Source organism: Streptomyces sp. NPDC021093, from assembly GCF_044333135.1.
Taxonomy (GTDB): domain Bacteria; phylum Actinomycetota; class Actinomycetes; order Streptomycetales; family Streptomycetaceae; genus Streptomyces.
Genome location: NZ_JBIRQJ010000010.1, coordinates 375210 through 399445, shown reverse-complemented (window position 1 = coordinate 399445; position 24236 = coordinate 375210). Strand labels below are relative to the sequence as shown.

The window sequence follows — 24236 nt, the reverse complement described above, 5'->3', positions numbered from 1 at the left end:
CGCGGTCGGATGGGGGACGGGTGGTCGCGAGCGCGGGGTGGAGCGGGGCGGTGGTGAGCGCGGGCGGTCGGGCGGGCGTGAGCGCGTGCGGCGGGGCGGGCGCGGGGGTAGGGGTGGGCGGTCGCGGAGGGGTGCGCTTCGCGTGGGGGCCGCCCCCTTGCCCACCCGTTCCGCCCCCGGGGGGCGGCCCCGCTGCCCAAGAGGGCTCGGGGACGGCGGGGTCGTAGGGTCGGGGGGGTGGCAGGGAGATTTTGGGGGCAGGTGTTGGGGCCGCTTCGGCGTGGGGGTGCGGACCCTACGTTTCGGGTGACCGCTGACGGGGCCGTGTGGCGGGTGAGCAGGACGCCCGAGGGGCCCGGGACCTTGCGGGTGGCCGCGGACTCCGTGGATGCGTGGGGGCCGGGGGCGGGCTGGATGCTGGGCCAACTTCCGGGGTTGATGGGGGAGTTGGACGATCCTGATGGGTTCGTCGCGCATCACCGGGTGGTGGCGCGGGCGCAGCACCGCAATCCCGGGCTGCGGTTGTGCCGGACCGGGCTGGTGCTGGAGTCGTTGATTCCGTCGGTGCTGGAGCAGAAGGTGACCACCACCGAGGCGTACCGGTCGTGGCGGCATCTGGTGCGGAGGTTCGGGGAGCCCGCGCCCGTACCGGACGTACCCGGAGCGCCGCAGGATCTGTATGTGATGCCGGATGCCAGAACCTGGGCGCTGGTCCCCTCCTGGGAGTGGCACCGGGCGAACGTCGACGCCAAGCGCGCCGACACCGTCGTACGGGCGGTGCGGGTCGCCGCACGCCTGGAGGAGGCGGCGGGGATGACGTACGAGAGGGCGAAGGCCCGGCTGGAGGCGGTGCCGGGGATCGGCCCGTGGACCTCCGCCGAGACCCTTCAGCGCAGCAACGGCGCGCCGGACGCCCTGACGGTGGGGGATCTGCACCTGCCCGGGATCGTGGGGTACGCCCTGACGGGGCGGACGGGTGCCACCGACGCCGACATGCTGGAGCTGCTGGCCCCCTACGAGGGCCAGCGCCACCGGGCGGCCCGGCTGGTCCTGCTCACCGGGCTGACCCCGCCCCGGCGGGGACCGCGCAGGGCCCCCGGCCGGATCTCCCACCTGTAGGGAGCGACAGGCGCGGGTTACCGGTCCTACTTGGTCCTACCGGTCCTACTTGGCCCTACTGGTCCGAGGAGAAGCGCACCGAGGCCGCCGGGACGACCGCGTCGCACCAGATGCGGATGCCGTCGCGCAGTTCGTTGTCCGCGCCGACGTGCGCGCCGTCGCCGATGACCGCGCCGGCCAGGTGCGTACGGGCGCCGATCCGGGCGCCCGCGCCGACCAGCGAGTCCGTGATCACCGCTCCGGGCTCGACGACCGCGCCCGCGAGGATCGCACTGCCCTCGACACGGGCGCCCTCGCCGATCACCGCGTCGGCGCCGACGACCGTACCGCCGGTGAGCTTGGCGTCGGACGCGACGGTCGCGCCCGGCATGACCAGGCGGTCGCCGCAGCGTCCCGGCACCGCAGGGGACGGCGCGCGGCCCTGGACGAGGTCGGCGGAGCCGCGTACGAAGGCCTGCGGGGTGCCCAGGTCGAGCCAGTAGGTGGAGTCGACCATTCCGTGCAGATGGGCGCCCGTGGCCAGCAGGTCGGGGAAGGTCTCGCGTTCGACCGAGACCGGGCGGCCGGCCGGGATGGTGTCGATGACCGAGCGGCGGAAGACGTACGCGCCCGCGTTGATCTGGTCGGTGACGATTTCCTCGGGGGTCTGCGGCTTTTCGAGGAAGGCCGTCACGCGGCCGGTCGCGTCCGTCGGTACGAGGCCGAAGGCGCGCGGGTCCTCGACGCGGGTGAGGTGGAGCGAGACGTCGGCGCCCGAGGTCCGGTGGGTGGAGACCAGGGCCTCGATGTCCAGGCCGGTGAGGATGTCGCCGTTGAAGATGAGGACGGGCTCGTCGGGGGCCGAGTGCAGCCGCGAGGCGACGTTGCGGATGGCGCCGCCGGTGCCCAGCGGCTCGTGCTCGGTGACGTACTCCAGGTGCAGGCCGAGGGAGGAGCCGTCGCCGAAGTGGGGTTCGAAGACCTCGGCGAGGTAGGAGGTGGCGAGGACGATGTGTTCGACTCCGGCGGCCCGCGCGCGGGCCAGCTGGTGGGTCAGGAAGGGCACGCCGGCCGCGGGAACCATGGGCTTGGGGGTGTTCACCGTGAGCGGGCGCAGCCGGGTTCCCTTGCCCCCGACCAGGAGGATCGCTTCAGTCACCTTGTCGTCTCTGCTTCCTGCTGGGGGCCGGTCGGTATGGTCGGCCAGTGTATGCAGACTGTTCGATACGTCCCGGTCAGCGCCCCGCACAACGGTGCGAATCGTGCCGGCCGGCGGCCCGCGCACCGTGGTGTGCACCGTTTCCGTCGGCAACCCGCACACAAACGGTACGAACCCCTTCGGTCAGCGGCCCTGGAGCCGGCCCGCCTTCCACCTCGCGGCGCCGAGCTTTCCGTAGAGACGTCCGCCGGGGCACTCGGTGGCGAATCCGTCACGGTGGCCCGAGACGACTTTGAGCCGGACGTTCCTGCCCTTCTTGTAGAGGTTGCTGCCCCCTGAGGTGAGGTGGGTGACGCCCTTCGGGTTGGCTCCGTGCAGTCCGAGCTTCCAGGCGGCGAGTTTCGCGACAGCGTTCACGGCCGCGGCGGGCGGATTGGCGTGGGTGTACGTCCCGAGGACGGCGATGCCCATGCTGTTGGTGTTGAAACCGAGAGTGTGCGCCCCCATGACGGGCTTGGCCACACCCCCCGCACGCCCTTCGTAGACATTGCCGCACTTGTCGACGGCGAAGTTGTAGCCGAAGTCGCGCCAGCCACTGCTCTTGACGTGGTAGCGGTAGATACTGCGCAGGACTGAGCCCGACTGCGAACAGCCGTACCCATTTCCGGACGCGCTGTGGTGGACGAAGGCGACCTTGATCGTCTTCGTATAGACGTTGCCCTTCTCCTTCAGCTTCTCGTCCGCCCCCCACGCCTTGCGCAGGACGATCCTCGGCCGCGCCCCGATGTACGGCTTCGCGCTGCCCGATTCCGCTTCCGCTTCGGCCTTCGTCTCGGCCCTGGTGAGCTCCGGGAGTTCCAGGCCCGCGGCGACCGAGCGGGGGCGGGGCGGGTCGGCGCCCGGGTCGACGAGGTCGAGGCGCAGGCCCGCGGGCAGCGGGGCGCTCGTACCGCCGGTCTGGCGCACCCGAGCCTCGACGCCGTCCGACGCACCGACCCACAGGGGGGCGGTCGAGCCGTGGGCGCGCGACTCGGCCGCACCGGGGTCGGCGCCGTCGGCCGAGTGGGCGTCCAGTTCCTGCCAGGGGGACCAGACACCGGTGCCGACCGCTCTCGTACGTACCTGAACCTGCCCCTCCAGTACGGCGCGCGGGTCCTGCCAGACCACGCCGACCAGCGAGAACTGCTTCACCTCAGGCGCCTTCAGGCCCGCTTGGGGTGCTTGGCGCACCGCCCGGTCGCTCCCCCGCGCCGGCCCGCCGCCCAGCGGGGTCAGCGGCAGCGACCTGGTCGTGCCGGGCAGCTCGGCCGTCTGCGAACCCGCCAGCTGCTGCCGGTCCGCGGGTGCGCCGTCGGGCAGGACGAACGGGAGCGCGAGGAGTGCCGCGCACGTGACGCCGATCGAGGAAGCAAGGATTGCACGCATGCAGCAGATCTTGGACATATGCATATAAATCTGTCCATCGGTGAATTGGCGGCCCGATTGACGGTCTGTCTGCCGGACGGGTGGACCGCCCCGCCGCCGGGATCCGCTCCCGTCTGCCCGCCGACGTACGCTCCTCGGATGAACACCACCGACCGCACCCCTGCCGACCTGCTGCGTTCCGCACTCGCCACGGACCCGGGCCGCCCCCTCGTCACCTTCTACGACGACGCGACGGGCGAGCGCGTCGAACTGTCCGTCGCCACCTTCGCCAATTGGGTGGCCAAGACGGCCAATCTCCTCCAGGGCGACCTCTCCGCGGGACCCGGTGACCGGCTCGCGCTGCACCTGCCCGCGCACTGGCAGACCGCGGTCTGGCTGCTCGCCTGCTCGTCGGTCGGCGTCGAGGCCGACGTACTGGGTGCGCCGGATTCCGCGGACGTGGTGGTCAGCGGCCCGGACTCGCTCGATGCGGCGCGTGCGGGCCGGGGCGAGCGGATCGCGCTCGCGCTGCGGCCGCTGGGCGGCCGGTTCCCGCAGCCGCCGGAGGGCTTCGCCGACTACGCGGTCGAAGTCCCGTCCCAGGGCGACCGTTTCGCCCCGTTCGCCCCCGTCGACCCGGACGAGACCGCGCTGAGCGTCGGCGGTACGGCGCTGACGGCGGCCGAGGTCGTGGACCGCGCCCGCGCGGACGCGGCGGCGCTCGGGCTCGGCCCGGGTTCCCGGCTGCTGTCGGGGCTCTCGTACGACACGTGGGAGGGACTGTCCTCCGGTCTGTACGCCCCCCTGGCGGCCGGCGCGTCGGTCGTGCTCTGCCGGAACCTCGGGCAGCTGTCGGCCGAAGGCCTTGCCAAGCGGGTCGAGAGCGAGCGCGTCACGCACACGGTGGGGCGGCCGACGCGGGCGTAGTGCGGGTACGTCGGCGAGGGGCGGCCCATTCGGTGGACCGGGGCCCGGCCTCGCAGGTGCGGGAGCGGGCTCGGTACATGATCGAAGAGACGCACAACCAAGCGCCGGATTCAGCCGTCTACCCCTGCGATCGGCGGCCCAGCGCGCTGCCGCCCCCGCACGAGGATGGACTCAGACGTGACCGACACTGCTGGCACGCCCCCCGAACCGGACAAGCCGGCGGCGGACGAAGCGGGGGCGTCCGAAGCAGGGGCCTCCGAAGCGGAGACTGCCGGATCGGCGGCATCCGCGGACCCTGTCGGCGGCTCTTCCGCGGACCCTGTCGGCGGCTCCGCGGAAGCCACCGCGGAAACTGCCGCGGAAACCGCCGCAGAAGCCACCGCGGAAACCACCGGGGAAGCCGCCGCGGAAACCACCGGGGAATCCCCCGCAGAAAGCCCCGCTCCCCCGCCCCACCGCCGCCACTGGGTGCGCTGGCTGGCGGGCGGCGCCGCGCTCCTCGTGCTCGCCGCGGCCGGTACGGGGTGGTACTTCTACCAGAAGCTCGACGGCAACATCACCACGGACACCAGTGCCGCCGCCGAGCTCCGCGCCTGGGAGAAGGAACGTCCCACCCAGGCCCCGGTGGCGCTCGGCGCACTGAACATCCTGCTGATCGGCTCCGACAGCCGGGCCGGCGGCAACAGCAAGTACGGCCGCGACGAGGGCACCCAGCGCTCGGACACCACGATCCTGCTGCACCTGTCCGGCGGCCGGACGAGCGCCACGGGCGTCTCGCTGCCCCGCGACCTGATGGTGTCCATCCCCAGCTGCACGAAGGCGGACGGCAGCCGCACCCGGGAGATGTTCGCGCAGTTCAACTGGGCGTTCGAGATGGGCGGTACGGCCTGCACGATCCGTACCGTGGAGAAGCTGACAGGTGTCCGCCTCGACCACCACATGGTGGTCGACTTCCAGGGCTTCAAGGACATGGTCGACGCGGTCGACGGCGTCGACGTCTGCCTGAAGAAGCCGATCGACGACAAGGACGCGCACCTCAAGCTCGCGGCGGGCCCGCAGACCCTCAACGGGGAGCAGGCGCTCGGCTACGTACGCGCGCGCAAGAGCATCGGCGGCGGCAGCGACACCGAACGGATGGACCGCCAGCAGCAGTTCCTCGCCTCGCTCGTCAACAAGATGCAGAGCAACGGCGTCCTTCTGAACCCGACGAAGCTCTACCCGGTACTGGACGCGGCGACCAAGTCCCTCACCACCGACCCGGGGTTGGCCTCGCTGCGCGACCTGTACGACCTGGCGTCCGGCCTGCGGGACGTGCCGTCGGAGAAGGTGCAGTTCCTGACGGTGCCGCGACGCCCCTACAGGTACAACACGAACCGGGACGAACTGATCAAGTCCGAGGCGGAGAAGCTCTTCCAGCAGTTGCGCGAGGACACACCGGTGTCGGTCGCGCCCGCCAAGTCCCTGCAGAAGACGGACGGGTTGGGCACCCCCACCCCGTCGGGCGAGACCGCCGGGCCCGGAAACGGGGACTCCGGTGACGGCAAGCCGGACGATTCCGGGCCGTCGCCGAGCCCCGACCCGACGCCGACTTTCGCCGGGACAAACGCCGCCACGGGCATGTGCGAGTAAAGCGATTCCAAAGGCGGGGACATTCCCCGTTGCGGTATGGGGGTATTGCCCGGTTGTAAGGGGCGTGGAATTTGTCACTGCCGTCGCTCGGCCCTGATCTGGGCAGATAGTGTGACGCGATCCAGTGCAAGCACCCACGCAACACGGGCCACTGCACGCACGACTGGACCGAATGACCGAGCGCCTGGGGGGAGGCGCCTCGCGTGGGACCGACGGAGGACTCAGGCAACCGTGGACGCGCACAGCCGTGACGGGGCGGGCGAGATCGACCCCGCCGACCAGTGGGTTCTCAACCCGCACACCGGCAACTACGAACTGCGACTGGAAGATTCCGCAGGGTCCCCGAGAGGTGCCGGACGGCCTCAGGGCAGCCCGCGCGGCCGCAGCCGTGACCGCCGCGCCCGGGAGACCGGTGCGCCACGGCGCGAGGTACCGGCCCAGCGAAGTCGTCGTGCGTCACCGTCCGACGGCGGTCCCCGAGGTCACGGCAGCGGCGGCACGCAGCAGGCGGGCCGCCGCAAGCGCAAGCAGGCGAAGCCGCGCCGCAAGGCGCTGAAGATCACCGGCGCCGTCGTCGGCTTCGTCCTCGTGGCGGGCTCGGTCGGCGCCTGGGCGCTCTACGAGCACTTCAACGGCAACCTGAAGTCGGTGGACGTCTCCGGCGGCTCGGGCGGCTTCAAGAAGGACCAGGCCGTCAACATCCTGGTGATCGGCACGGACAAACGGACCGGTGACGGCAACGACGGCTACGGCGACAAGGACAGCCCCGGCCACGCCGACACCACGATCCTCTTCCACGTCTCCAAGGACCGGACGAACGCGACCGCGCTGTCCATCCCGCGCGACCTGAAGCTGCCGATCCCCGACTGCCCCACCAAGCAGGAGGACGGCTCGGAGAAGATCGTCCCTGGCAGTCCCAAGGAACGCTTCAACACCAGCCTCGGCCAGTCCGGCCGGGACCCCGGCTGCACCATGCGCACGGTCAAGGAGCTCACCGGGCTGACCGTCGACCACTTCATGATGGTCGACTTCAACGCGGTGAAGACGCTGACCAGCGCGGTCGGCGGGGTGGACGTCTGTGTCGCCAAGGACGTGGACGACCCGAAGTCGCACCTCAAGCTGGCCAAGGGCACGCACACCCTGGAGGGCGAGCAGGCGCTGGCCTTCGTACGCACCCGGCACGCCTTCGGCGACGAGTCCGACCTCAGCCGGATCAAGACGCAGCAGCAGTTCCTCGGCTCGATGATCCGCAAGATGAAGTCCAGCGAGACGCTGACCAACCCGGCCAAGCTGTACGGCCTGGCCGAGGCGGCGACCCAGGCGCTGACCGTCGACTCCGGCATCGGCAGCATCCTCAAGCTGAAGTCGCTGGCCACCGAGGTCGGCAAGGTCGACCCGAAGAACGTCACCTTCGCCACGCTGCCGGTGCTGGACAACCCCGACGAGCCGCCGCGCAAGAAGGCCACCGTGGTCGTCAACCGCGAGAAGGCAGATCCGCTCTTCGCGATGCTGCAGTCGGACACCTCGCTGACCGAGGTGAAGAAGCAGGAGAAGGAGCAGAAGGCGCAGGCCAATGCCAAGCAGGACGCACTGCTGAAGGGCACCAAGGCCGCCGCCGACGACGTACGGGTCAACATCTTCAACGGGGGCGGCCCCAGCGGTGCCGCCCAGGAGACGCTGTCCTGGCTCCAGTTGAACAAGGACGCCAAGCTGGCGACCAACGGCGGCAATTCGCCCAAGCCCGACATCGCGAAGACCACGCTGGAGTACGGCGAGAACCAGGCCGACCAGGCGCGCGCGCTCGCCGCGATGATGGGCCTGCCCTCCTCGGCGCTGAAGCCGACCGGGCAGGACGCGGCGGATCGCGAGCCGATGACGCTCACCCTGGGCAAGGACTTCACCGGCGCGGGCAAACCGCTCGGCGGACCGGCGAAGGCGCCCGACGGCATCCAGCGGGCCAACGCCGACGAGTCGGTGTGCGCCAAGTGACCTCGGGTCACTGCACACGGACCGACACAGCGACGCGCAAAGCACGACGCACCACAGCAGAAATCTGAAGAAGAGTGGGGGCCCGGTGGGCAGCAGCAGTGTGCATGGGGAGGGCACCCGGGCTCGCAGCCTCGGCTGGGACGAGAGTCTCTACGAGGACGCGGCACCCGGGTCGGCCGCGCAGGACAAACAGGCCGGACAGGACGGACAGGTCGCACCGGACGGTCCGGCCGGACCGGACGCACCGGCGGCCGGAAGCGGTGGTTCCGGCAGCGGCCGCCGCCGGGGCGGCTCCCGCCGCAGGCGGCAGGAGGGCGGCAAGGGCGGCAGGAGCCGCAAGAAACGCGTCCTGCGCGGGGTCGCGATAGGCCTGGCCGTGCTGATCCTCGGCACGGCCGGCGCCGGATACCTCTACTACCAGCACCTCAACAACAATCTGCGCAGCAGCGCCCGCAGCAGCGGCGACGGCCCCGACAAGCCCAAGGCGAACGCGGCCGGGCAGACCCCGCTGAACATCCTGCTGATCGGCTCCGACAGCCGTGCCGATCCGAAGAACGTGAAGCTGGGCGGCGGCAAGGACCTGACGAAGAACCCGCCGCTCGCCGACGTCCAGAAACTGCTGCACGTCTCCGCCGACCGCAAGCACGCCTCGGTCGTGAGCATCCCGCGCGACACCCGGGTGGACATCCCCGAGTGCAAGGACGAGAAGACCAACAAGGTCACCCCCGCGGGGAACGCCATCATCAACCAGACGCTGGCGCGCGGCGGTCCGAGCTGTGTCCTGGACACCTGGCAGAAGCTCACCAACATCTACATCGACCACTGGCTGATGATCGACTTCTCCGGTGTGGTGCAGATGTCGGACGCCGTCGGCGGTGTCGAGGTCTGCCTCAACCAGGGCGTGTGGGACAGGCCGACGAAGCTGGAGAAGGGCGGCTCGGGCCTCAAGCTGGCCAAGGGCCCGCACAAGATCCAGGGCGAGGACGCCCTGAAGTGGCTGCGCACCCGGCACGCGTTCGGGAGCGACAAGGGCCGCGCGAAGGCGCAGCACATGTACATGAACTCGATGATGCGCCAGCTCCAGGCCGAGGACGCGTTCACCAACGTCGGCCGGATCACCTCGCTCGCCGAGACCGCGACGAAGGCCCTGCAGGTCTCCGACGAGATCGGCACGCCCAAGAAGCTCTTCGACCTGGCGATGGAGCTCAAGGACGTCCCCTCGGACAGCATCACCATGACCTCGCTGCCGACGATCGAGGACCCGAAGAACCCCCTCGCCCACTACGTCGTGGACCCGAAGGACTCCCCCAAGGTCCTCAAGCTGCTCCAGGACGACATCCCGTTCGACAAGAACGGCGAGAAGTCCGACGGCAAGGGCTCGAAGAAGCCCGCCGGAAAGCCCGCGAAGAAGCCCTCGGCCGCCCCCGGAGAGCTGGCGGTCACCGTGCAGAACGGCACGGGGAGCGACACGCGGACCCCCACCCCCGGCCGGGCGTCCGCCGTCGCGCAGACCCTGTCCGGCAAGGGCTACACCCGGGCGACTGCCAGCAAGGAGCGCCAGAGCACCGAGCGGACGACGGTCAAGTTCCCCAGCGCCGAGCTGGAGGGCGACGCCCAGGCGGTGGCCAAGGCGCTCGGCCTGCCGTCCTCGGCGGTCAGCAGGTCCACGGACGTCTCGGGCGTGACCCTGGTCGTCGGCTCCGACTGGCGCACCGGCACCTCCTACCCCAAGGCCGAGGTGCCGAAGGCGGGCGACGTCCCGGAGTCCGCCGAGGCGGTCAAGGGCAATGACAAGGGCTGCATGGACGTGTACGGCGTGTACCAGTGGAACGGCAAGGACTGATCCCGATGCGTACGAGGAAGGGGGCCCGGGACGTGAAGTCCCGGGCCCCCTTCCTCGTACGCAGCAGAAAGCCGCCTACACGCCCGCGCCCTGCACCGAGGGCCGCCTGCTCGCGATGACCCGCTTGGCGAGGGACTTGGGCGAGGTCAGGAAGCCGTAGCCCCACGACATGTGCATGGTGGCGAGCGCGACGGGGATCTGCGCGCGGGCCTTCAGGGAGAGGCCCTTGCCGGCCGGGAGGGAGCCCGCGGTGATGGCGGCCAGGTAGCCGGCCGGGACCACGAAGCCCCACGGGGTGACGGCCGCGCCCACGACGACGCCCGCGGCGATCGCGCACACGGCGGTCGGCGGCGCGAGGTAGCGCAGGTTGATCGAGCCGGAGTGGTAGCGGGCCACGACGTGGCGCCAGCGGCCGTAGTCCTTGTACTGCTTGGCGAGCGCCTTGACGGACGGGCGCGGCCGGTACTGGACCTTCAGCTCGGGCGAGAACCAGATCAGGCCGCCGGCCTCGCGGATGCGGAAGTTCAGCTCCCAGTCCTGGGCGCGGATGAACTCCTCGTTGTAACCGCCCTGCTGCTCCAGTGCCTCGCGGCGGAAGACGCCCAGGTAGACGGTCTCGGCCTGCTGGGCCTCGCCGCCGGTGTGGAAGGCCGCGTTGCCGACGCCGATCTTCGAGGTCATCGCGGCGGCGACCGCGTCCTCCCAGGCGTTCTCGCCCTCGGCGTGCATGATGCCGCCGACGTTCTGCGCGCCGGTCTCCTCCAGGAGGCGGACGGCGGTGGCGATGTAGTTCGCGGAGAGCATGCCGTGGCCGTCGACGCGGACGACGATCGGGTGGCGGGAGGCCTTGATCGCGGCGTTCAGGGCGGCGGGGGTGCGTCCCGTGGGGTTCGGGACGGTGTGAACGCGAGGGTCTTCGCGTACGAGCTCGGCGGCGATCTCGTCGGTGCGGTCCGTGGAGGGGCCGAGTGCGATCACCACCTCCATCTCGCCGTCGTACTCCTGCTCCAGGATGTGGCGGACCGAGTTGCGAAGGTGCCGCTCCTCGTTGAGGACCGGCATGATCACGGAGACCGCTGGGGCGGTGGAGGCGTAGGCGTTCACATCGGCTCACGTTACCGCGAACGGGGGACAGCCTCGCGCGGCGGCCGTTCCCCTCCCCCGGGCCGCAGATCGTATCGGCATACGGTGCACGCGATCCCCGTCCTGTGCCCCAGCGGAGGTGTCCCCCCGTGCCCGTGCCACGCCGTTCGCCCGCCCCGCAGTCACACTCCGGCCGTCGGCGCAGGCCGCTTCCGCGGGAGCGCCGCCGGAAGCAGGACGAGCGGCCGCACTGGGGGATGCGGGCGGCGACCACCCTGTCCGTACTGGTCCTGGCGGCGGGCGGCATCGGGCACGCGATGGTGACCAGCATGAACACCAAGATCACCCGGGTCGACCCGTTCAAGGACATGAAGAACCGGCCCGAGGCCGAGGCCGGGCACGGGATGAACTTCCTGCTGGTCGGCACCGACGGCCGCGACAGGATCACCCGTGCGGAGAAGGAGAAGTACCGCCTGGGCGGTGCCCCCTGCCACTGCACGGACACGGTCATGCTCGTGCACGTCTCGGAGGACCGGGACCGCGCCAGCGTCGTCAGCCTCCCCCGCGACAGCTACGCGGAGCTGCCCGAGCACACGGACGAGACGACCGGCGACCACCACAAGTCGCACCCGGTCAAGATCAACGCGGCGTACGCGGAGGGCGGCCCCGCCCTGACCACCCGCACCGTGGAGCACATGACGGGCATCAAGATCGACCACTATCTGGAGGTCGACTTCACCAGCTTCATGAAGACGGTCGACGTGCTCGGCGGCGTCGACATCTGCACCTCCACTCCGTTGAAGGACAGCTACACCGGCCTGGACCTGGCCCCCGGAACGCACCGGCTCGGCGGCGGCGCAGCCCTCCAGTACGTACGTTCCCGGCACATCGACGGGGCGTCCGACCTGGGCCGGATGCAGCGCCAGCAGCGCTTCCTGGCGGCGTTCATCGCGCGGGCGACGGACAGCGGGGCGCTGCTGAACCCGGTGAAGTTCCGCGAGGTGGCCGGCACGCTGCTCGGCTCGGTGCGCGCCGACAGCGGCTTCGGCACGGCGGAGATGCTGGCGCTGGGGCAGGCGATGCGGGGCTTCACCCCGGCGTCGTCGGAGTTCACGTCGGTGCCGATCGGACAGATGAGCTTCCAGGTCAAGGGCATCGGCTCGACCCTGAAGTGGGACGGGCCCAAGTCGAAGAAGCTGTTCCAGACGCTGCGCGAGGACCGGCCGCTGGCCGTGCAGCGGCCCAGGAAGGCGCGGGGCAAGCCCGTGGAGGTCTCCCCCCAGCAGATCAAGGTGCGGGTCGACAACGGGACGCGCACGGCGGGCCTGGGCAAGCGGGTCGACGCGGCGCTGCGCGCCACCGGGTTCCGTACGACCGGCACCCCGGGCAACGGCGCGCGCCGCGACCTGACCCGCACCCTCGTGACGTACGACCCGCGCTGGGACCGCTCCGCGCAGTCCCTGGCGGCGGCGCTGCCTGGCTGCGAACTGAAGGCGGTCAAGGGGCAGGGCCGGACGATGCGGGTGACGGCGGGCGCGGACTACCGGGCGGTGACGCGGGTGCAGGCCCAGGACGCGTACCAGGGCGAATTCGGGGTGGCCACGGGCGACCAGGTGGTGTGCCCCTGAGGGGTGTGGTGGACGTGGTGGACGTGCGGTCCGGTGGGGGCCGGTCGCGCCCGCGCGGCGGAGCCGCAGATCCGGCACGGCCCCGCGCGCCTAGTCGTTGAGCCCCTCGGCGGCCCGCCGGTCCCGCAGCTCCTTGATGGCCCGCCGCCTGGCGAGCCGATGCGTCCGCCGGATCTGCGCCTCCTGATAGCGCCGCTGATCCCGCTCCGTCTCCGGAAGCACCGGCGGTACGGGGCGCGTCTTGCCGTCCGCGTCGACGGCGGCGAAGACCAGGTACGCGGAGCCGACCTGCTGGGCGGGCGTCGACTCGTTCCACCGCTCGGCCAGGACCCGTACGCCGATCTCCATGGAGGAGCGGCCGGTCCAGTTGCACTGCGCCTTCACGTGCACGAGGTCGCCGACCTGCACCGGCTCCAGGAAGACCATCTCGTCCATCGACGCGGTGACAGCGGGCCCGCCGGAGTGCCGCCCGGCGACGGCGCCCGCCGCGTCGTCCACCAGCTTCATGATCACGCCGCCGTGCACGGTGCCGAGGAGATTCGTTTCCGCAGCGGTCATGATGTGGCTGAGCGTGGTGCGGGAAGCGGAGGTGGGCTTGCCCGGAATGTGATCTTCCGGGGCCTGGGCCTGATCTGTCATGGCCTCTACTTTATGCCGGTGCGCATTGCATCAGCTTGGCAACAGCCCTGCCCCGATTCCCCACCTGCCCTGTGAGGCCGCCGCGCCCTGCCTGCACACTGAGGCTATGAGCGACTGGCCCAGTGCACGAAACGACGACCGCAACGACCGGTACGGCCGCGGCAGCGCAGGAGCGCAGCCCGAGGGCCCCCGGGTGATGCGGCATGTGCAGCGCGGCCAGGCCCCGCGCTCCGGAGACCGACGCCCCGCCGCCCCCTCCGCACCGCCGCGCGGCGTCCCGCCGCAGCAGGCTCCGGGGCACGACGGGTACGGCTCGTACGACGGGAACCAGGTCCCCGGCCAGGGCGGCCGCAACGACGGCTACAACACCGGCCAGGTCTACGGCGGCGGCAACCGCTCCGGCGGCGGGCCCGGCGGTCCTGGAGGGTCGGGCGGCCGCGGCCCGCGCCCCGCCCCGAACTGGGGTCGCCGGATCAAGATCGGCGCGATCACCGTCGTCTCCGTCCTCGCGATCACCTCCGTCGCCACCTACTTCTGGGCCGACTCCAAGATGCGCCGCGAGGTCGACCTCTCCAAGGTCATCGACCGCCCCGAAGAGGGCGACTGCACGACGTACCTGGTGGTGGGCTCCGACAGCCGCGAGGGCATGACCGCCGAGCAGAAGAAGAAGCTGCACACCGGCTCCGCCGAGGGCAAGCGCACCGACTCGATGATGATCCTGGCGTCGTGCGGCAGCGGGAACACCATGGTGTCGCTGCCCCGCGACTCGGACGTGGAGATCCCGTCCTTCGTCGGCTCGGAGTCCGGCAAGCGGTTCGAGAACCAGCACCGCCGCGTGAAGCTGAACGCCGCGTACGCCGAGGACGGCCCCGAGCTCCTCGTCCGTACCGTCGAGCACAACACCGGCCTGCGCATCGACCACTACGCCGAGATCGGCTTCGCCGGCTTCGCGAACATCGTGGACGCGCTCGGCGGCGTCGAGCTGGACATCCCGAAGGCCTTCAAGGACAAGAAGTCGGGCGCCGACTTCCAGGCGGGCAAGCAGACCCTCAACGGCGAGCAGTCGCTGGCCTTCGTCCGCACCCGGTACGCCTTCGCCGAGTCCGACTTCGCGCGCACCAAGAACCAGCAGAAGTTCCTGTCCGCGCTGGCCGGCCAGGCGGCGACGCCCAGCACGATCCTCAACCCGTTCTCCCTGTACCCGACGCTCGGGGCGGGCCTGGACACGCTGGTCGTGGACAAGGACATGGGGCTGTTCGACCTCGCCGAGATGTTCTTCGCGATGAAGGGGATCAGCGGCGGCGAAGGCAAGTCCATGAACATGCCGAAGTCGGGCATCCGGCACGGCAACGTGATCTGGGACAAGACCAAGATGCGGCAGCTGGTCAAGCAGATCCAGAACGACGAGAAGGTCACGGTCACCTCGGACTGAGCCGAGGCGGTACGGAAGGGGAGGGGGCGGCCGTGCGGGCCGCCCCCTCCCCTTCGGCGTACACGGGCCCGGCCCCCGGCCACGTCCCGGGCACTTCCCCCCGGCCCCGTCCCCGGGTGCCTCCCCCTGGCCTTCCCCTGGTCCGTCCCTCGAACGCCACACCCGCCGCGAACCCCCGGCGCTCCCGTGCCACGGTGGCCGTACCGCCGCCGTCGCAGAACCGGAGCCCCGTCATGGCACTGCTACAGGACGACCCGCACACCACACCCGCGGCGGGCCGGCTCGGCACAGAGCCACCCGCGCCCGCCCCGGACCCGGCAGCCCCCGACCCGCCCGCAGCACCGGGGTCGCCCGACGACGACCGCGCGCACGCCGCACCCGAAGACGTCACACGTGTCGCGCCCGACGACGTGCCCTGTGCGTCCGCCGCGGACGCCGCGGACAGCGGCCCCGCACCGGACGCCGCGGACGACGGTTCGGCATCCACCGCGGGCGACAGTCTTCCGCTGGCCCGCGCCCTGCTTGCCGCCCATCCGGTCGCCGACGGCCACAACGGGCTGGCCGGAGCGCTGCAGTCCGCGCCCTGGTCGGACATAGAGCTCGGCGAGTCCACCCTGGACACCGACATTCCGCGGCTGCGGTCCGGCGGCGTCGGCGCACAGTTCTGGTCGCTGCACGCCCGGGGCAGGTGCGCGGTCACCGCCACGCTGGAGCAGATCGACCAGGTGCGCGCGATGATCGGCGGCTATCCGGAGGCCCTGCGTCTCGCGCTCAGCTCCGGCGAGGTGAGCGACGCCCGTGCCTGCGGCCGCATCGCCTCGCTGCTCGGCCCCGCCGCCGCCCCCGCGATCGGTGACTCCCTGGGCACGCTGCGCGCCCTGCACGCGCTGGGCGTCCGCAGCCTCACCCTCGCCGGGACGGACTGGGCGTCGTCCACCGGCCTGACCCGCTTCGGCCAGGAGGTCGTGCGCGAGATGAACCGCGTCGGCATCCTCGCCGATCTCAGCGGCGCCTCCCCCGGGACGATGCACGCCGTCCTGACCGTCTCCCGGGCCCCGGTGATCCTCAGCCGCTCCGGCGCGCACGCCCTCACCTGTCACCCCGGCAACGTCCCCGACGACGTCCTCACCGCACTGCGCGGGAACGGCGGCCTGTGCATGGTGCCCTTCGCGGCGGACCGTACGGGCCCCGAGGTCCGCGACGTCGCCGACCACCTCGACCACGTCCGTTCCCTCGCGGGCCCCGGCTGCGTCGGCCTGTCCGGTACGTACGACACGGGCGCCGCCCACCAGGGCGCGCTGCGGGACGCCGCCGGCTACCCGTACCTGATCGCCGAACTCCTGGACCGCGGCTGGCCCGAGGCCGATCTGGCCAGCCTCACCTGGGAGAACCTCCAACGGGTGCTGCGCGACATGGAGTTCACCGCCCGCGCCGCCCAGCAGCGCCGGGGCCCGTCGACGGCCCGCATCGAGGACCTGGACGGCTAGGAGCCACGGGGCAGCAACGCCCGCGTCCCCCGCCGCACCCCCAGGCAGAGGAACACGACCAGCAGCCCGAGCGAGCCCAGCGCCACGGCGAGGAAGGGCGCAGGATTCCGTACGAAGGGCATCGCCACGACCGCCGCCAGCGGCATGCCTCCGGACGCGTACAGCCAAGGGGCCGCCGTGCGGTGCACGGTCCGCCACGACTCGTCGCTCTCCATGGAGCGTGCGGTACGGATCCCGACCAGAGGGTTGCGCCGGATCCGCCCGGTGCTGCCGAGCCGCCCGACGACGACCATGCCAAGACCGGTCAGCCCGAGGAGGACGGAGAGCACGACGACTGCCCCGGTGGGGACCGTCTCAGGTATCCCTGTCATCTGAATCGCCTCAGGCCTTCGGCCGCCCCATCGCCCGGAACGTCCAGCCCGCCTCGCGCCACTTCGCCGGGTCCAGCGCGTTGCGCCCGTCCAGGATCAGCCGGCGGGCGACGGCCTCGCCCAGCCGCGCCGGGTCCAGCTCGCGGAACTCGCGCCACTCGGTGAGGTGCAGTACGACGTCCGCGCCGCGCACCGCGTCCAGGGCCGAGTCGGCGTACCCGAGGGTGGGGAAGACGCGGCGGGCGTTCGCCATGCCCTTGGGGTCGTACACGGTCACCTGACCGCCCTGGAGGTGGATCTGACCCGCGACGTTCAGCGCGGGCGAGTCCCGTACGTCGTCCGAGTCCGGCTTGAAGGTGGCGCCGAGCACGGCGACCCTCTTCCCCAGGAAGCCGCCGCCCCCCAGCGCCTCCCTGGCCAGCTCGACCATGTGGCCGCGGCGTCGCATGTTGATGGAGTCGACCTCGCGGAGGAAGGTGAGCGCCTGGTCCGCGCCCAGCTCACCGGCGCGCGCCATGAACGCCCGGATGTCCTTGGGCAGACACCCGCCGCCGAAGCCGATGCCCGCCCGCAGGAACTTCGCGCCGATCCGCTCGTCGTACCCGATCGCCTCGGCCAGCTTCGCCACGTCGCCGTCGGCGGCCTCGCAGACCTCGGCCATGGCGTTGATGAACGAGATCTTCGTCGCCAGGAACGAGTTCGCGGCGGTCTTCACCAGCTCCGCCGTCGGGAAGTCCGTCACCACGAAAGGCGAGCCCTCCGCGATCGGGGCCGCGTACACCTCGCGCAGCAGCTTCTCGGCGCGCTCGCTCTCCACGCCGACGACGAGACGGTCCGGGTGCAGGGTGTCCTGCACGGCGAAGCCCTCCCGCAGGAACTCCGGATTCCACGCCAGCTCGACGCCCTCGGGCGCCTCGTCCGCGAGCAGCTGCTTCAGCCGCGCCGCCGACCCGACCGGCACGGTCGACTTGCCCACCACCAGCGCGTCGCTCTTCAGATGCGGGGCCAGCGAGCCGAAGGCACTGTTCACATAGCTCATGTCGCACGCGTACTCGCCGTGCTTCTGCGGGGTGTTCGTGCAGACGAAGTGGACGTCGCCGAAGGCGCCGACCTCCGCCCAGTCCATGGTGAAGCGCAGCCGCCCGGTCGACCCCGGCAGCCCCTCGACGTGCTTGTGCAGCAGCTCTTCGAGTCCGGGCTCGTACATCGGCACCCGCCCGGCCGACAGCATCTCGATCTTCTCGGGCACGACATCGAGCCCGAGCACCTCGAATCCCAGCTCCGCCATGGCCGCTGCGTGCGTGGCACCGAGGTAGCCGGTGCCGATCACGGTGATCCTGAGGGCCATGTGGTGCTCCTAGAGGTACGGGCGGGACAACGCGCCCGAGCATATCGGGGCGCCCGTAAGGGGAGATTCAGCCCGCCGGACGCTGTCGGCAAACTCACGTATCCCTGAGCGCCGCACACCCCCTAAAATCAGGGTTACTGAACAGGTTACTTAACGGTAGTTAGCACCTTTGGGAGTGAGAGACCTTGGCAGGTTCGCCCGATTTCGACCTGTACCGCACGTCCGAAGAGCACGACATGCTCCGCGAAACGGTGCGCGCGCTCGCCGAGGCGAAGATCGCTCCGTATGCGGCCGAGGTCGACGAGAACGCCCGCTTCCCCAAGGAGGCCCTGGACGCGCTCGTCGCCTCCGACCTCCAGGCGGTGCACGTGCCGGAGGAGTTCGGCGGCGCGGGCGCGGACGCGCTCGCCACGGTCATCGTGATCGAGGAGGTGGCCCGCGTCTGCGCGTCCTCCTCCCTCATCCCGGCCGTCAACAAGCTCGGCTCCCTCCCCGTCATCCTCTCGGGCTCCACCGACCTCAAGAAGAAGTACCTGTCGCCGCTCGCCAAGGGCGAGGCGATGTTCTCGTACTGCCTCTCCGAGCCCGACGCGGGTTCGGACGCGGCCGGCATGAAGACGCGCGCGGTCCGCGACGGCGACTTCTGGGTGCTCAACGGCGTGAAGCGCTGGATCACCAACGCCGGCGAGTCCGAGTACTACACGGTCATGGCGGTGACCGACCCCGAGAAGCGCTCCAAGGGCATCTCCGCCTTCGTCGTCGAGAAGTCCGACGAGGGCGTCTCCTTCGGCGCACCGGAGAAGAAGCTCGGCATCAAGGGCTCGCCGACCCGCGAGGTCTACCTCGACAACGTCCGCATCCCCGCCGACCGCATGATCGGCGACGAGGGCACCGGCTTCGCCACGGCGATGAAGACCCTGGACCACACCCGCGTCACCATCGCCGCCCAGGCCGTCGGCATCGCGCAGGGCGCCCTGGACTACGCCAAGGGTTACGTCCAGGAGCGCAAGCAGTTCGGCAAGCCGATCGGCGACTTCCAGGGCGTGCAGTTCATGCTGGCCGACATGGCGATGAAGCTGGAAGCGGCTCGCCAGCTCACCTACTCCGCCGCCGCCCGCTCCGAGCGCGTCTCCGCAGGAGCCGACAAGGAGGACCTCACCTTCTTCGGCGCGGCCGCGAAGTGCTACGCGTCCGACGCCGCCATGGAGATCACCCTGGACGCGATCCAGCTCCTCGGCGGCTACGGCTACACGCGGGACTACCCGGTGGAGCGGATGATGCGGGACGCGAAGATCACGCAGCTGTACGAGGGCACGAACCAGATCCAGCGCATCGTGATGGCGCGGAACCTGCCGAAGTAGCAAGCGGCACAGGGAAAGGGGCACCCCATATCAGGGTGCCCCTTTCCCTTCCCGAGAGAAAGACACGAAACCTGGTTGCAGCCATGTTGCGTGTTCTACGCTTGTCTTGTGGCCGGGGACCGCCCGGCACGTGGCGGCTGCTGTGTGCCGCGCTAGGTTCGACGGATGACGGATGAGCATGGAGACGGCAACCTTCCTGCGGGCTGGCGCGTGGACGGGGACGACCTCGTTCATGAAGCCGAGCTGCACGGGTGGCGGCTCACCGTGGTGAGCACGCTGAGCGCCCCGTGGGACGGCCCGACCAGCCTTCGCATCGACCCTCCGGCAGATCTTGACGCCGCGCGGGAGACGGACGGCATCACAGCGGAACTCATGCGGTCCATCTCCATGGCGGAGATCCGCAGAACGACGAAGGAGCTCCGGGCACGGCTCGGTCGCTCGATCGACAGCACCGGAGCGAGCGCCGTGCTCGACAGGGTTGAGACCGATCACGACTACGCCTTGATGGCCCGCGCATACGTACGTCTGGTGGAGCAGGGCTACCGGAGTCCCGTCACTCGGTTGGCGACCGCGTGGGGAATGAGCCGGAACACCATCAGCGGACGCATTCGCCGGGCACGCGCCATGGGCTTCCTCGCCGGGCCGCCAGGAAAACCCGCAGACCGTCTGACTGCCAAGGCCAGACGGTGGCTGGAGGGCGAAGAGCATGAGCAGTCCCGGGAACAAGCCGACCGGAAGTGAGTCCCTCGTCTCCGTCTTCGCAAGGTGGGCCACCACCAGGGGCGTGGAGAACAGCAGCGTCAAGCAGTACCGGAGCATCCTGGCCCGAAGCGTGGAGCCCTTCTTCGGCTCGCGCTCCATCGGATCCGTCACCCGGTCGGACATCGAGGAGTGGACCTCCTGGCTCTCCGTCGACCGCGCCTACAAACCCTCCACGACACGGTTCCGCTTCAACCTCCTGATGTCGGTGTTCACCTGGGCCGTGGACGGTGGGCTCACCGGTGCGAACCCCTGCCGGGGAGTGCGGCTGCCTGACAGCCGTGCCCGCGTCTACCGTGACCAGCGCGCCGAGGTCCACATTCCGAGTACCGAAGCCGTGCACGCAGTCATCAGTGCGGCACCGGAGCGCTATCGCGGAATGTTCTGGCTGATGGCCGGCTGCGGCCTCCGGCTCGGGGAGGCCATGGGTATCGGTGGTGACCGGATCGACTTCGCTCGCCAGGTGATCAGGATCGACCGGCAGGTGGCGTGCGACGGGGACACGGGGACCGGCAAGTACGGCCGGATGCGGCTGCGCCACATCAAGTGGCGCGAGGAGGGGGACCGGGGCCGGGAAGCCCCGCTCCCGGACGTGGTGGCCCTGGCGATGAGGCGTCAGCTCAAGGAGCACGGGACCTGGGGCCCCGACGACCTGCTGTTCAGCAACGTCACGGGGACGGGCCTGCTGTACCCGTCCTACTGGTACGCGAAGATCTGGAAGCCCGCCCTGGCCACAGCCGGTCTCGACTACTTCAAGCCGCACAGCTTCCGGCACTTTTACGCGGCTTCGTTGTTTGCCGCAAGGGTGCCGGTAACGGAGGTCTCGGCCTGGCTCGGACACTCGTCGGTGAGCTTCACGGAGAAGTACTACAACGACTTGATGCCGGACGCTCCGGATCGCGCGCGTCTCGCCATCGACGGGGTCCTGGGGCTTGCGACCCCGGTTGCGTCTGCGCGGCCCGCTCGACTGCACGGCGTGGCCTGACCGGTCGTGCCCGTACGGGGCACGGGCTCGGCGACGGCTCCGGGCCGAGCCCGGGGGCGGGTGGGCCGTGGAGTCACAGCCCGATCCCGCTCGGGGGGAGAGGGGGCGGAGCGCGAGAAAGGCCCGCCCCGCCCCCGGCCTCTCAGCCGTCCAGCTGTTCCAGGGTCGCGTTCGACGGGCCCCTGCGCTGCTGGATGTCCCTGGCCACCGATTCCGCGTCGCGGAGGACGCGTACCGCGTTCTGCCAGGTGAGCTTGGCGAGGTCCTCGGTGGACCAGCCACGCCCGATGAGCTCGGCGATCAGGTTCGGGTAGCCGGCCACGTCCTCCAGGCCCGCGGGGGTGAAGGCCGTGCCGTCGTAGTCGCCGCCGATGCCGATGTGGTCGACGCCCGCGACCTCGCGCATGTGGTCGAGGTGGTCGGCGACGGTGGCGGCGGTGGCCATGGGGCGGGGGTTGGCCGACTCGAAGGCGCGTTGGACCTTCATGCCGTCGGCCGTGGTGTCCAGGTGGTGCAGGCCGTGGGCGCGCATGTTCTCGTCCGCGCGGGCCGTCCAGGAGACCGCCTCTGGGAGGATGAACTTCGGGACGAAGGTGGCCATCGCGACGCCGCCGTTGGCGGGGAGGGCCGCCAGGACGTCGTCGGGGATGTTGCGCGGGTGGTCGCAGACCGCGCGGGAGGAGGAGTGGGAGAAGACGACCGGAGCCTCGGTCGTCTCCAGGGCCGCGCGCATCGTCGTCGCCGCTACGTGCGAGAGGTCGACGAGCATGCCGATGCGGTTCATCTCGCGGACGACCTCGCGGCCGAAGGCGGTCAGACCGCCGCAGGCAGGGACGTCCGTCGCCGAGTCCGCCCAGGCGATGTTGTCGTTGTGGGTGAGGGTCATGTAGCGGACGCCCAGGGTGTGCAGGGCGCGCAGCGTGGCGAGGGAGTTGTTGATGGAGTGGCCGCCCTCGGCACCCATCAGGGAGGCGATGCGGCCGTCGCGGCGGGCCGCTTCCATGTCGTCCGCCGTGAGGGCCCGGACCAGGTGGTCGGGGTAGCGGGTGAGCAGTTGGGCGACGACGTCGATCTGTTCGAGGGTGGCGCTGACCGCCGAGTCGCCGGTGAGGTCGGTGCGGACGTAGACCGACCAGAACTGGGCCCCCACGCAGCCGGAGCGCATCCGGGCCAGGTCGGTGTGCAGGTGGGCGGACTGGTCGGCGCCGATGTCGAGGCGGTCCAGGTCGTAGCGGACGTGCTCGCGCAGCGCCCAGGGGAGGTCGTTGTGGCCGTCGACGACGGGGAAGTCGGCGAGGAGGGCCCGGGCCTCGGAGAGGTGGTTCGCGGTGCTCGCGGTGTTCACGGTGCTCACTTTCCGAAGCCGAAGGAGTCGGCGGCGCCCATCGCCTTCGTGCGCAGCCGCTTGCCCTTCTCCGTGGCCTGCGCGTTGAGCTCCTGCTGGAACTCCTGCATGCGGGCGAGGAGGGCGGGGTCGTGGGCGGCCAGGATGCGGGCCGCGAGCAGGCCCGCGTTGCGGGCGCCCGCGACAGAGACCGTGGCGACGGGGACGCCTGCCGGCATCTGCACGATGGAGAGGAGCGAGTCCATGCCGTCCAGGTACTTGAGGGGGACGGGGACGCCGATGACGGGGAGCGGGGTGACCGAGGCGAGCATGCCCGGGAGGTGTGCCGCGCCGCCCGCGCCCGCGATGAGCGTCTTCAGGCCGCGGCCCGCCGCTTCCTCGCCGTACGCGATCATCTCGTGCGGCATCCGGTGCGCGGAGACGACGTCGACCTCGTACGGGATCTCGAACTCGGCGAGTGCGGTGGCGGCGGCTTCCATGACGGGCCAGTCGGAGTCCGAGCCCATGACGATGCCGACGAGGGGGGCGGGAGCAGTCATTCGGTGATCGTTCCTCGGAGGTAGCCGGCGGCGTGACGGGCGCGGTCCAGCACGTCGTCGAGGTCGTCGCCGTAGGTGTTGACGTGGCCGATCTTGCGGCCGGGCTTCACGTCCTTGCCGTACATGTGGATCTTGACCTGTGGGTCGTGGGCCATGACGTGCAGGTACGGCTTGTACATGTCGGGGTAGTCACCGCCCAGGACATTGCACATGACCGTCCAGCGCGACCTCGGGCGGGGGTCGCCCAGCGGGAGGTCGAGGACGGCGCGGACGTGGTTGGCGAACTGCGAGGTGATCGCGCCGTCCTGGGTCCAGTGGCCGGAGTTGTGCGGGCGCATCGCGAGCTCGTTGACGAGGATGCGGCCGTCGCGGGTCTCGAAGAGCTCGACGGCGAGGTGGCCGACCACGTCCAGCTCGACCGCGATGCGGATGGCGAGCTGCTGGGCCTCGCCGGACAGCTCGGCCGACAGGTCGGGGGCCGGGGCGATCACCGTGTCGCACACGCCGTCGACCTGCTGCGACTCGACGACGGGGTACGCGACGGCCTGCCCGTGCGGGGAGCGCACGATGTTCGCGGCGAGCTCGCGGACGAAGTCGACCTTCTCCTCGGCGAGGACCGGGACCCCGGCGCGGAAGGGGTCGTGCGCGTCCTCCTCGGAGCGTACGAACCAGACGCCCTTGCCGTCGTACCCGCCGCGCACGGTCTTGAGGATGACGGGGTAGCCGCCCGACCCGTCACCCGACCCCCGCCCCTCACCGAGACGCTGCGCGTCGCCCCTGCTGATCTCCTCGGCGAAGGCGGTCACGTCCGCGGGACCGGTCACGATCCGGTGCCGGGGGCAGGGGGCACCGATCTCCGTCAGCTTCGCGCGCATCACCCCCTTGTCATGGGCGTGCACCAGCGCGTCGGGCCCCGGGCGGACGGCGATGCCGTCCGCCTCCAGGGCCCGCAGGTGTTCGGTCGGTACGTGTTCGTGATCGAAGGTGATCACGTCGCAGCCGCGCGCGAACTCACGGAGCGTGTCCAGGTCGCGATAGTCGCCGATGACGACCTCGCTGACCACCTGGGCCGCCGAGTCCTGAGGGGTGTCGCTGAGGAGCTTGAACTTGATGCCGAGGGGGATGCCCGCCTCGTGGGTCATTCGGGCGAGTTGACCGCCACCGACCATGCCGACTACCGGGAACGTCACTCTTCCAGGGTATCCGTAGG

The 24236-nt window shown here is 70.9% G+C and carries 20 protein-coding genes; 11 read left to right on the top strand and 9 right to left on the bottom strand.

Translation table 11 applies throughout. The annotated features are described in order from the left end of the window. Nucleotides 1–192: 192 nt before the first annotated feature. Nucleotides 193–1119 carry a DNA-3-methyladenine glycosylase family protein gene (locus tag ACH4SP_RS31185; RefSeq protein WP_398419791.1) on the top strand — a complete coding sequence of 309 codons (927 nt, stop codon included), beginning with the start codon at nt 193–195 and terminating at the stop codon, nt 1117–1119. 55 nt (nt 1120–1174) lie between these two features. Here ACH4SP_RS31185 and ACH4SP_RS31180 read toward each other — a convergent pair whose 3' ends face one another. Further along, entirely contained in the window at nt 1175–2257 is a 1083-nt protein-coding gene (locus ACH4SP_RS31180; RefSeq protein ID WP_398419720.1) for a sugar phosphate nucleotidyltransferase, read from the bottom strand. Between the two features lie 183 nt (nt 2258–2440). Continuing rightward, nucleotides 2441–3682, bottom strand: coding sequence for an N-acetylmuramoyl-L-alanine amidase (locus ACH4SP_RS31175; RefSeq protein WP_398419718.1), 1242 nt, complete (start codon nt 3680–3682; stop codon nt 2441–2443). A 138-nt stretch (nt 3683–3820) separates the two neighbouring features. Between ACH4SP_RS31175 and ACH4SP_RS31170 the strand changes: the two genes are divergently transcribed. The 4 genes from ACH4SP_RS31170 (at nt 3821) to ACH4SP_RS31155 (ending at nt 10049) form a co-directional block, all read left to right on the top strand. Beyond that, the gene (locus ACH4SP_RS31170) at nt 3821–4588 is read left to right on the top strand and encodes a TIGR03089 family protein (protein ID WP_398419716.1); all 768 of its coding nucleotides are present in this window, start codon (nt 3821–3823) and stop codon (nt 4586–4588) included. Between the two features lie 165 nt (nt 4589–4753). Further along, nucleotides 4754–6217, top strand: coding sequence for an LCP family protein (locus ACH4SP_RS31165; RefSeq protein ID WP_398419714.1), 1464 nt, complete (start codon nt 4754–4756; stop codon nt 6215–6217). Nucleotides 6218–6448: 231 nt separating this feature from the next. After that, nucleotides 6449–8206: an LCP family protein gene (locus ACH4SP_RS31160; protein WP_398419713.1), complete on the top strand. Its 1758-nt coding sequence runs from the start codon at nt 6449–6451 to the stop codon at nt 8204–8206. Between the two features lie 85 nt (nt 8207–8291). Beyond that, entirely contained in the window at nt 8292–10049 is a 1758-nt protein-coding gene (locus tag ACH4SP_RS31155) for an LCP family protein (protein WP_398419712.1), read from the top strand. Between the two features lie 75 nt (nt 10050–10124). Here ACH4SP_RS31155 and ACH4SP_RS31150 read toward each other — a convergent pair whose 3' ends face one another. Then, complete coding sequence (locus ACH4SP_RS31150; protein ID WP_398419710.1) at nt 10125–11153, bottom strand: glycosyltransferase family 2 protein; 1029 nt, start codon at nt 11151–11153, stop codon at nt 10125–10127. 128 nt (nt 11154–11281) lie between these two features. Here ACH4SP_RS31150 and ACH4SP_RS31145 point away from each other — a divergent pair, with 128 nt between their 5' ends. Further along, nucleotides 11282–12760, top strand: a complete 1479-nt coding sequence (locus ACH4SP_RS31145) for an LCP family protein (RefSeq protein WP_398419709.1) — start codon at nt 11282–11284, stop codon at nt 12758–12760. A 90-nt stretch (nt 12761–12850) separates the two neighbouring features. Here ACH4SP_RS31145 and ACH4SP_RS31140 read toward each other — a convergent pair whose 3' ends face one another. Then, nucleotides 12851–13399, bottom strand: coding sequence for an acyl-CoA thioesterase (locus ACH4SP_RS31140; protein ID WP_398419707.1), 549 nt, complete (start codon nt 13397–13399; stop codon nt 12851–12853). 106 nt (nt 13400–13505) lie between these two features. Between ACH4SP_RS31140 and ACH4SP_RS31135 the strand changes: the two genes are divergently transcribed. Both ACH4SP_RS31135 and ACH4SP_RS31130 read left to right on the top strand, forming a co-directional pair. Next, nucleotides 13506–14831, top strand: a complete 1326-nt coding sequence (locus tag ACH4SP_RS31135) for an LCP family protein (RefSeq protein ID WP_398419705.1) — start codon at nt 13506–13508, stop codon at nt 14829–14831. A gap of 233 nt (nt 14832–15064) precedes the next feature. Next, the gene (locus ACH4SP_RS31130; RefSeq protein WP_398419703.1) at nt 15065–16318 is read left to right on the top strand and encodes a dipeptidase; all 1254 of its coding nucleotides are present in this window, start codon (nt 15065–15067) and stop codon (nt 16316–16318) included. On the opposite strand, the gene ACH4SP_RS31125 is transcribed toward ACH4SP_RS31130, so the two are convergent. Then, nucleotides 16315–16689, bottom strand: a complete 375-nt coding sequence (locus ACH4SP_RS31125; protein ID WP_398419702.1) for an SdpI family protein — start codon at nt 16687–16689, stop codon at nt 16315–16317. The two genes, ACH4SP_RS31130 and ACH4SP_RS31125, sit on opposite strands and share 4 nt — an antisense overlap. A 10-nt stretch (nt 16690–16699) precedes the next feature. Then, nucleotides 16700–18037, bottom strand: a complete 1338-nt coding sequence (locus tag ACH4SP_RS31120; RefSeq protein WP_398419700.1) for a UDP-glucose dehydrogenase family protein — start codon at nt 18035–18037, stop codon at nt 16700–16702. A gap of 185 nt (nt 18038–18222) precedes the next feature. Here ACH4SP_RS31120 and ACH4SP_RS31115 point away from each other — a divergent pair, with 185 nt between their 5' ends. The 3 genes from ACH4SP_RS31115 to ACH4SP_RS31105 all read left to right on the top strand — a co-directional run bounded on the left by ACH4SP_RS31115 (nt 18223) and on the right by ACH4SP_RS31105 (nt 21142). Further along, complete coding sequence (locus tag ACH4SP_RS31115) at nt 18223–19398, top strand: acyl-CoA dehydrogenase family protein (protein WP_398419698.1); 1176 nt, start codon at nt 18223–18225, stop codon at nt 19396–19398. A 165-nt stretch (nt 19399–19563) separates the two neighbouring features. Beyond that, the gene (locus ACH4SP_RS31110; RefSeq protein WP_398419697.1) at nt 19564–20139 is read left to right on the top strand and encodes a hypothetical protein; all 576 of its coding nucleotides are present in this window, start codon (nt 19564–19566) and stop codon (nt 20137–20139) included. After that, a complete protein-coding gene (locus ACH4SP_RS31105; protein ID WP_398419695.1) occupies nt 20105–21142 on the top strand; it encodes a tyrosine-type recombinase/integrase in 1038 nt (345 codons plus the stop codon). Before ACH4SP_RS31110 ends, ACH4SP_RS31105 begins: the two co-directional genes overlap by 35 nt. Before the next feature lie 142 nt (nt 21143–21284). On the opposite strand, the gene ACH4SP_RS31100 is transcribed toward ACH4SP_RS31105, so the two are convergent. The 3 genes from ACH4SP_RS31100 to ACH4SP_RS31090 are packed head-to-tail and all read right to left on the bottom strand — an operon-like array spanning nt 21285 to nt 24216. After that, on the bottom strand, nt 21285–22487 hold the full coding sequence (locus tag ACH4SP_RS31100) for a dipeptidase (protein ID WP_398419692.1): 1203 nt from the start codon (nt 22485–22487) through the stop codon (nt 21285–21287). A gap of 5 nt (nt 22488–22492) precedes the next feature. Continuing rightward, nucleotides 22493–23026: a 5-(carboxyamino)imidazole ribonucleotide mutase gene (purE, locus tag ACH4SP_RS31095; protein ID WP_398419691.1), complete on the bottom strand. Its 534-nt coding sequence runs from the start codon at nt 23024–23026 to the stop codon at nt 22493–22495. Next, nucleotides 23023–24216, bottom strand: coding sequence for a 5-(carboxyamino)imidazole ribonucleotide synthase (locus ACH4SP_RS31090; protein WP_398419689.1), 1194 nt, complete (start codon nt 24214–24216; stop codon nt 23023–23025). Before ACH4SP_RS31090 ends, purE begins: the two co-directional genes overlap by 4 nt. Nucleotides 24217–24236: the final 20 nt, after the last annotated feature.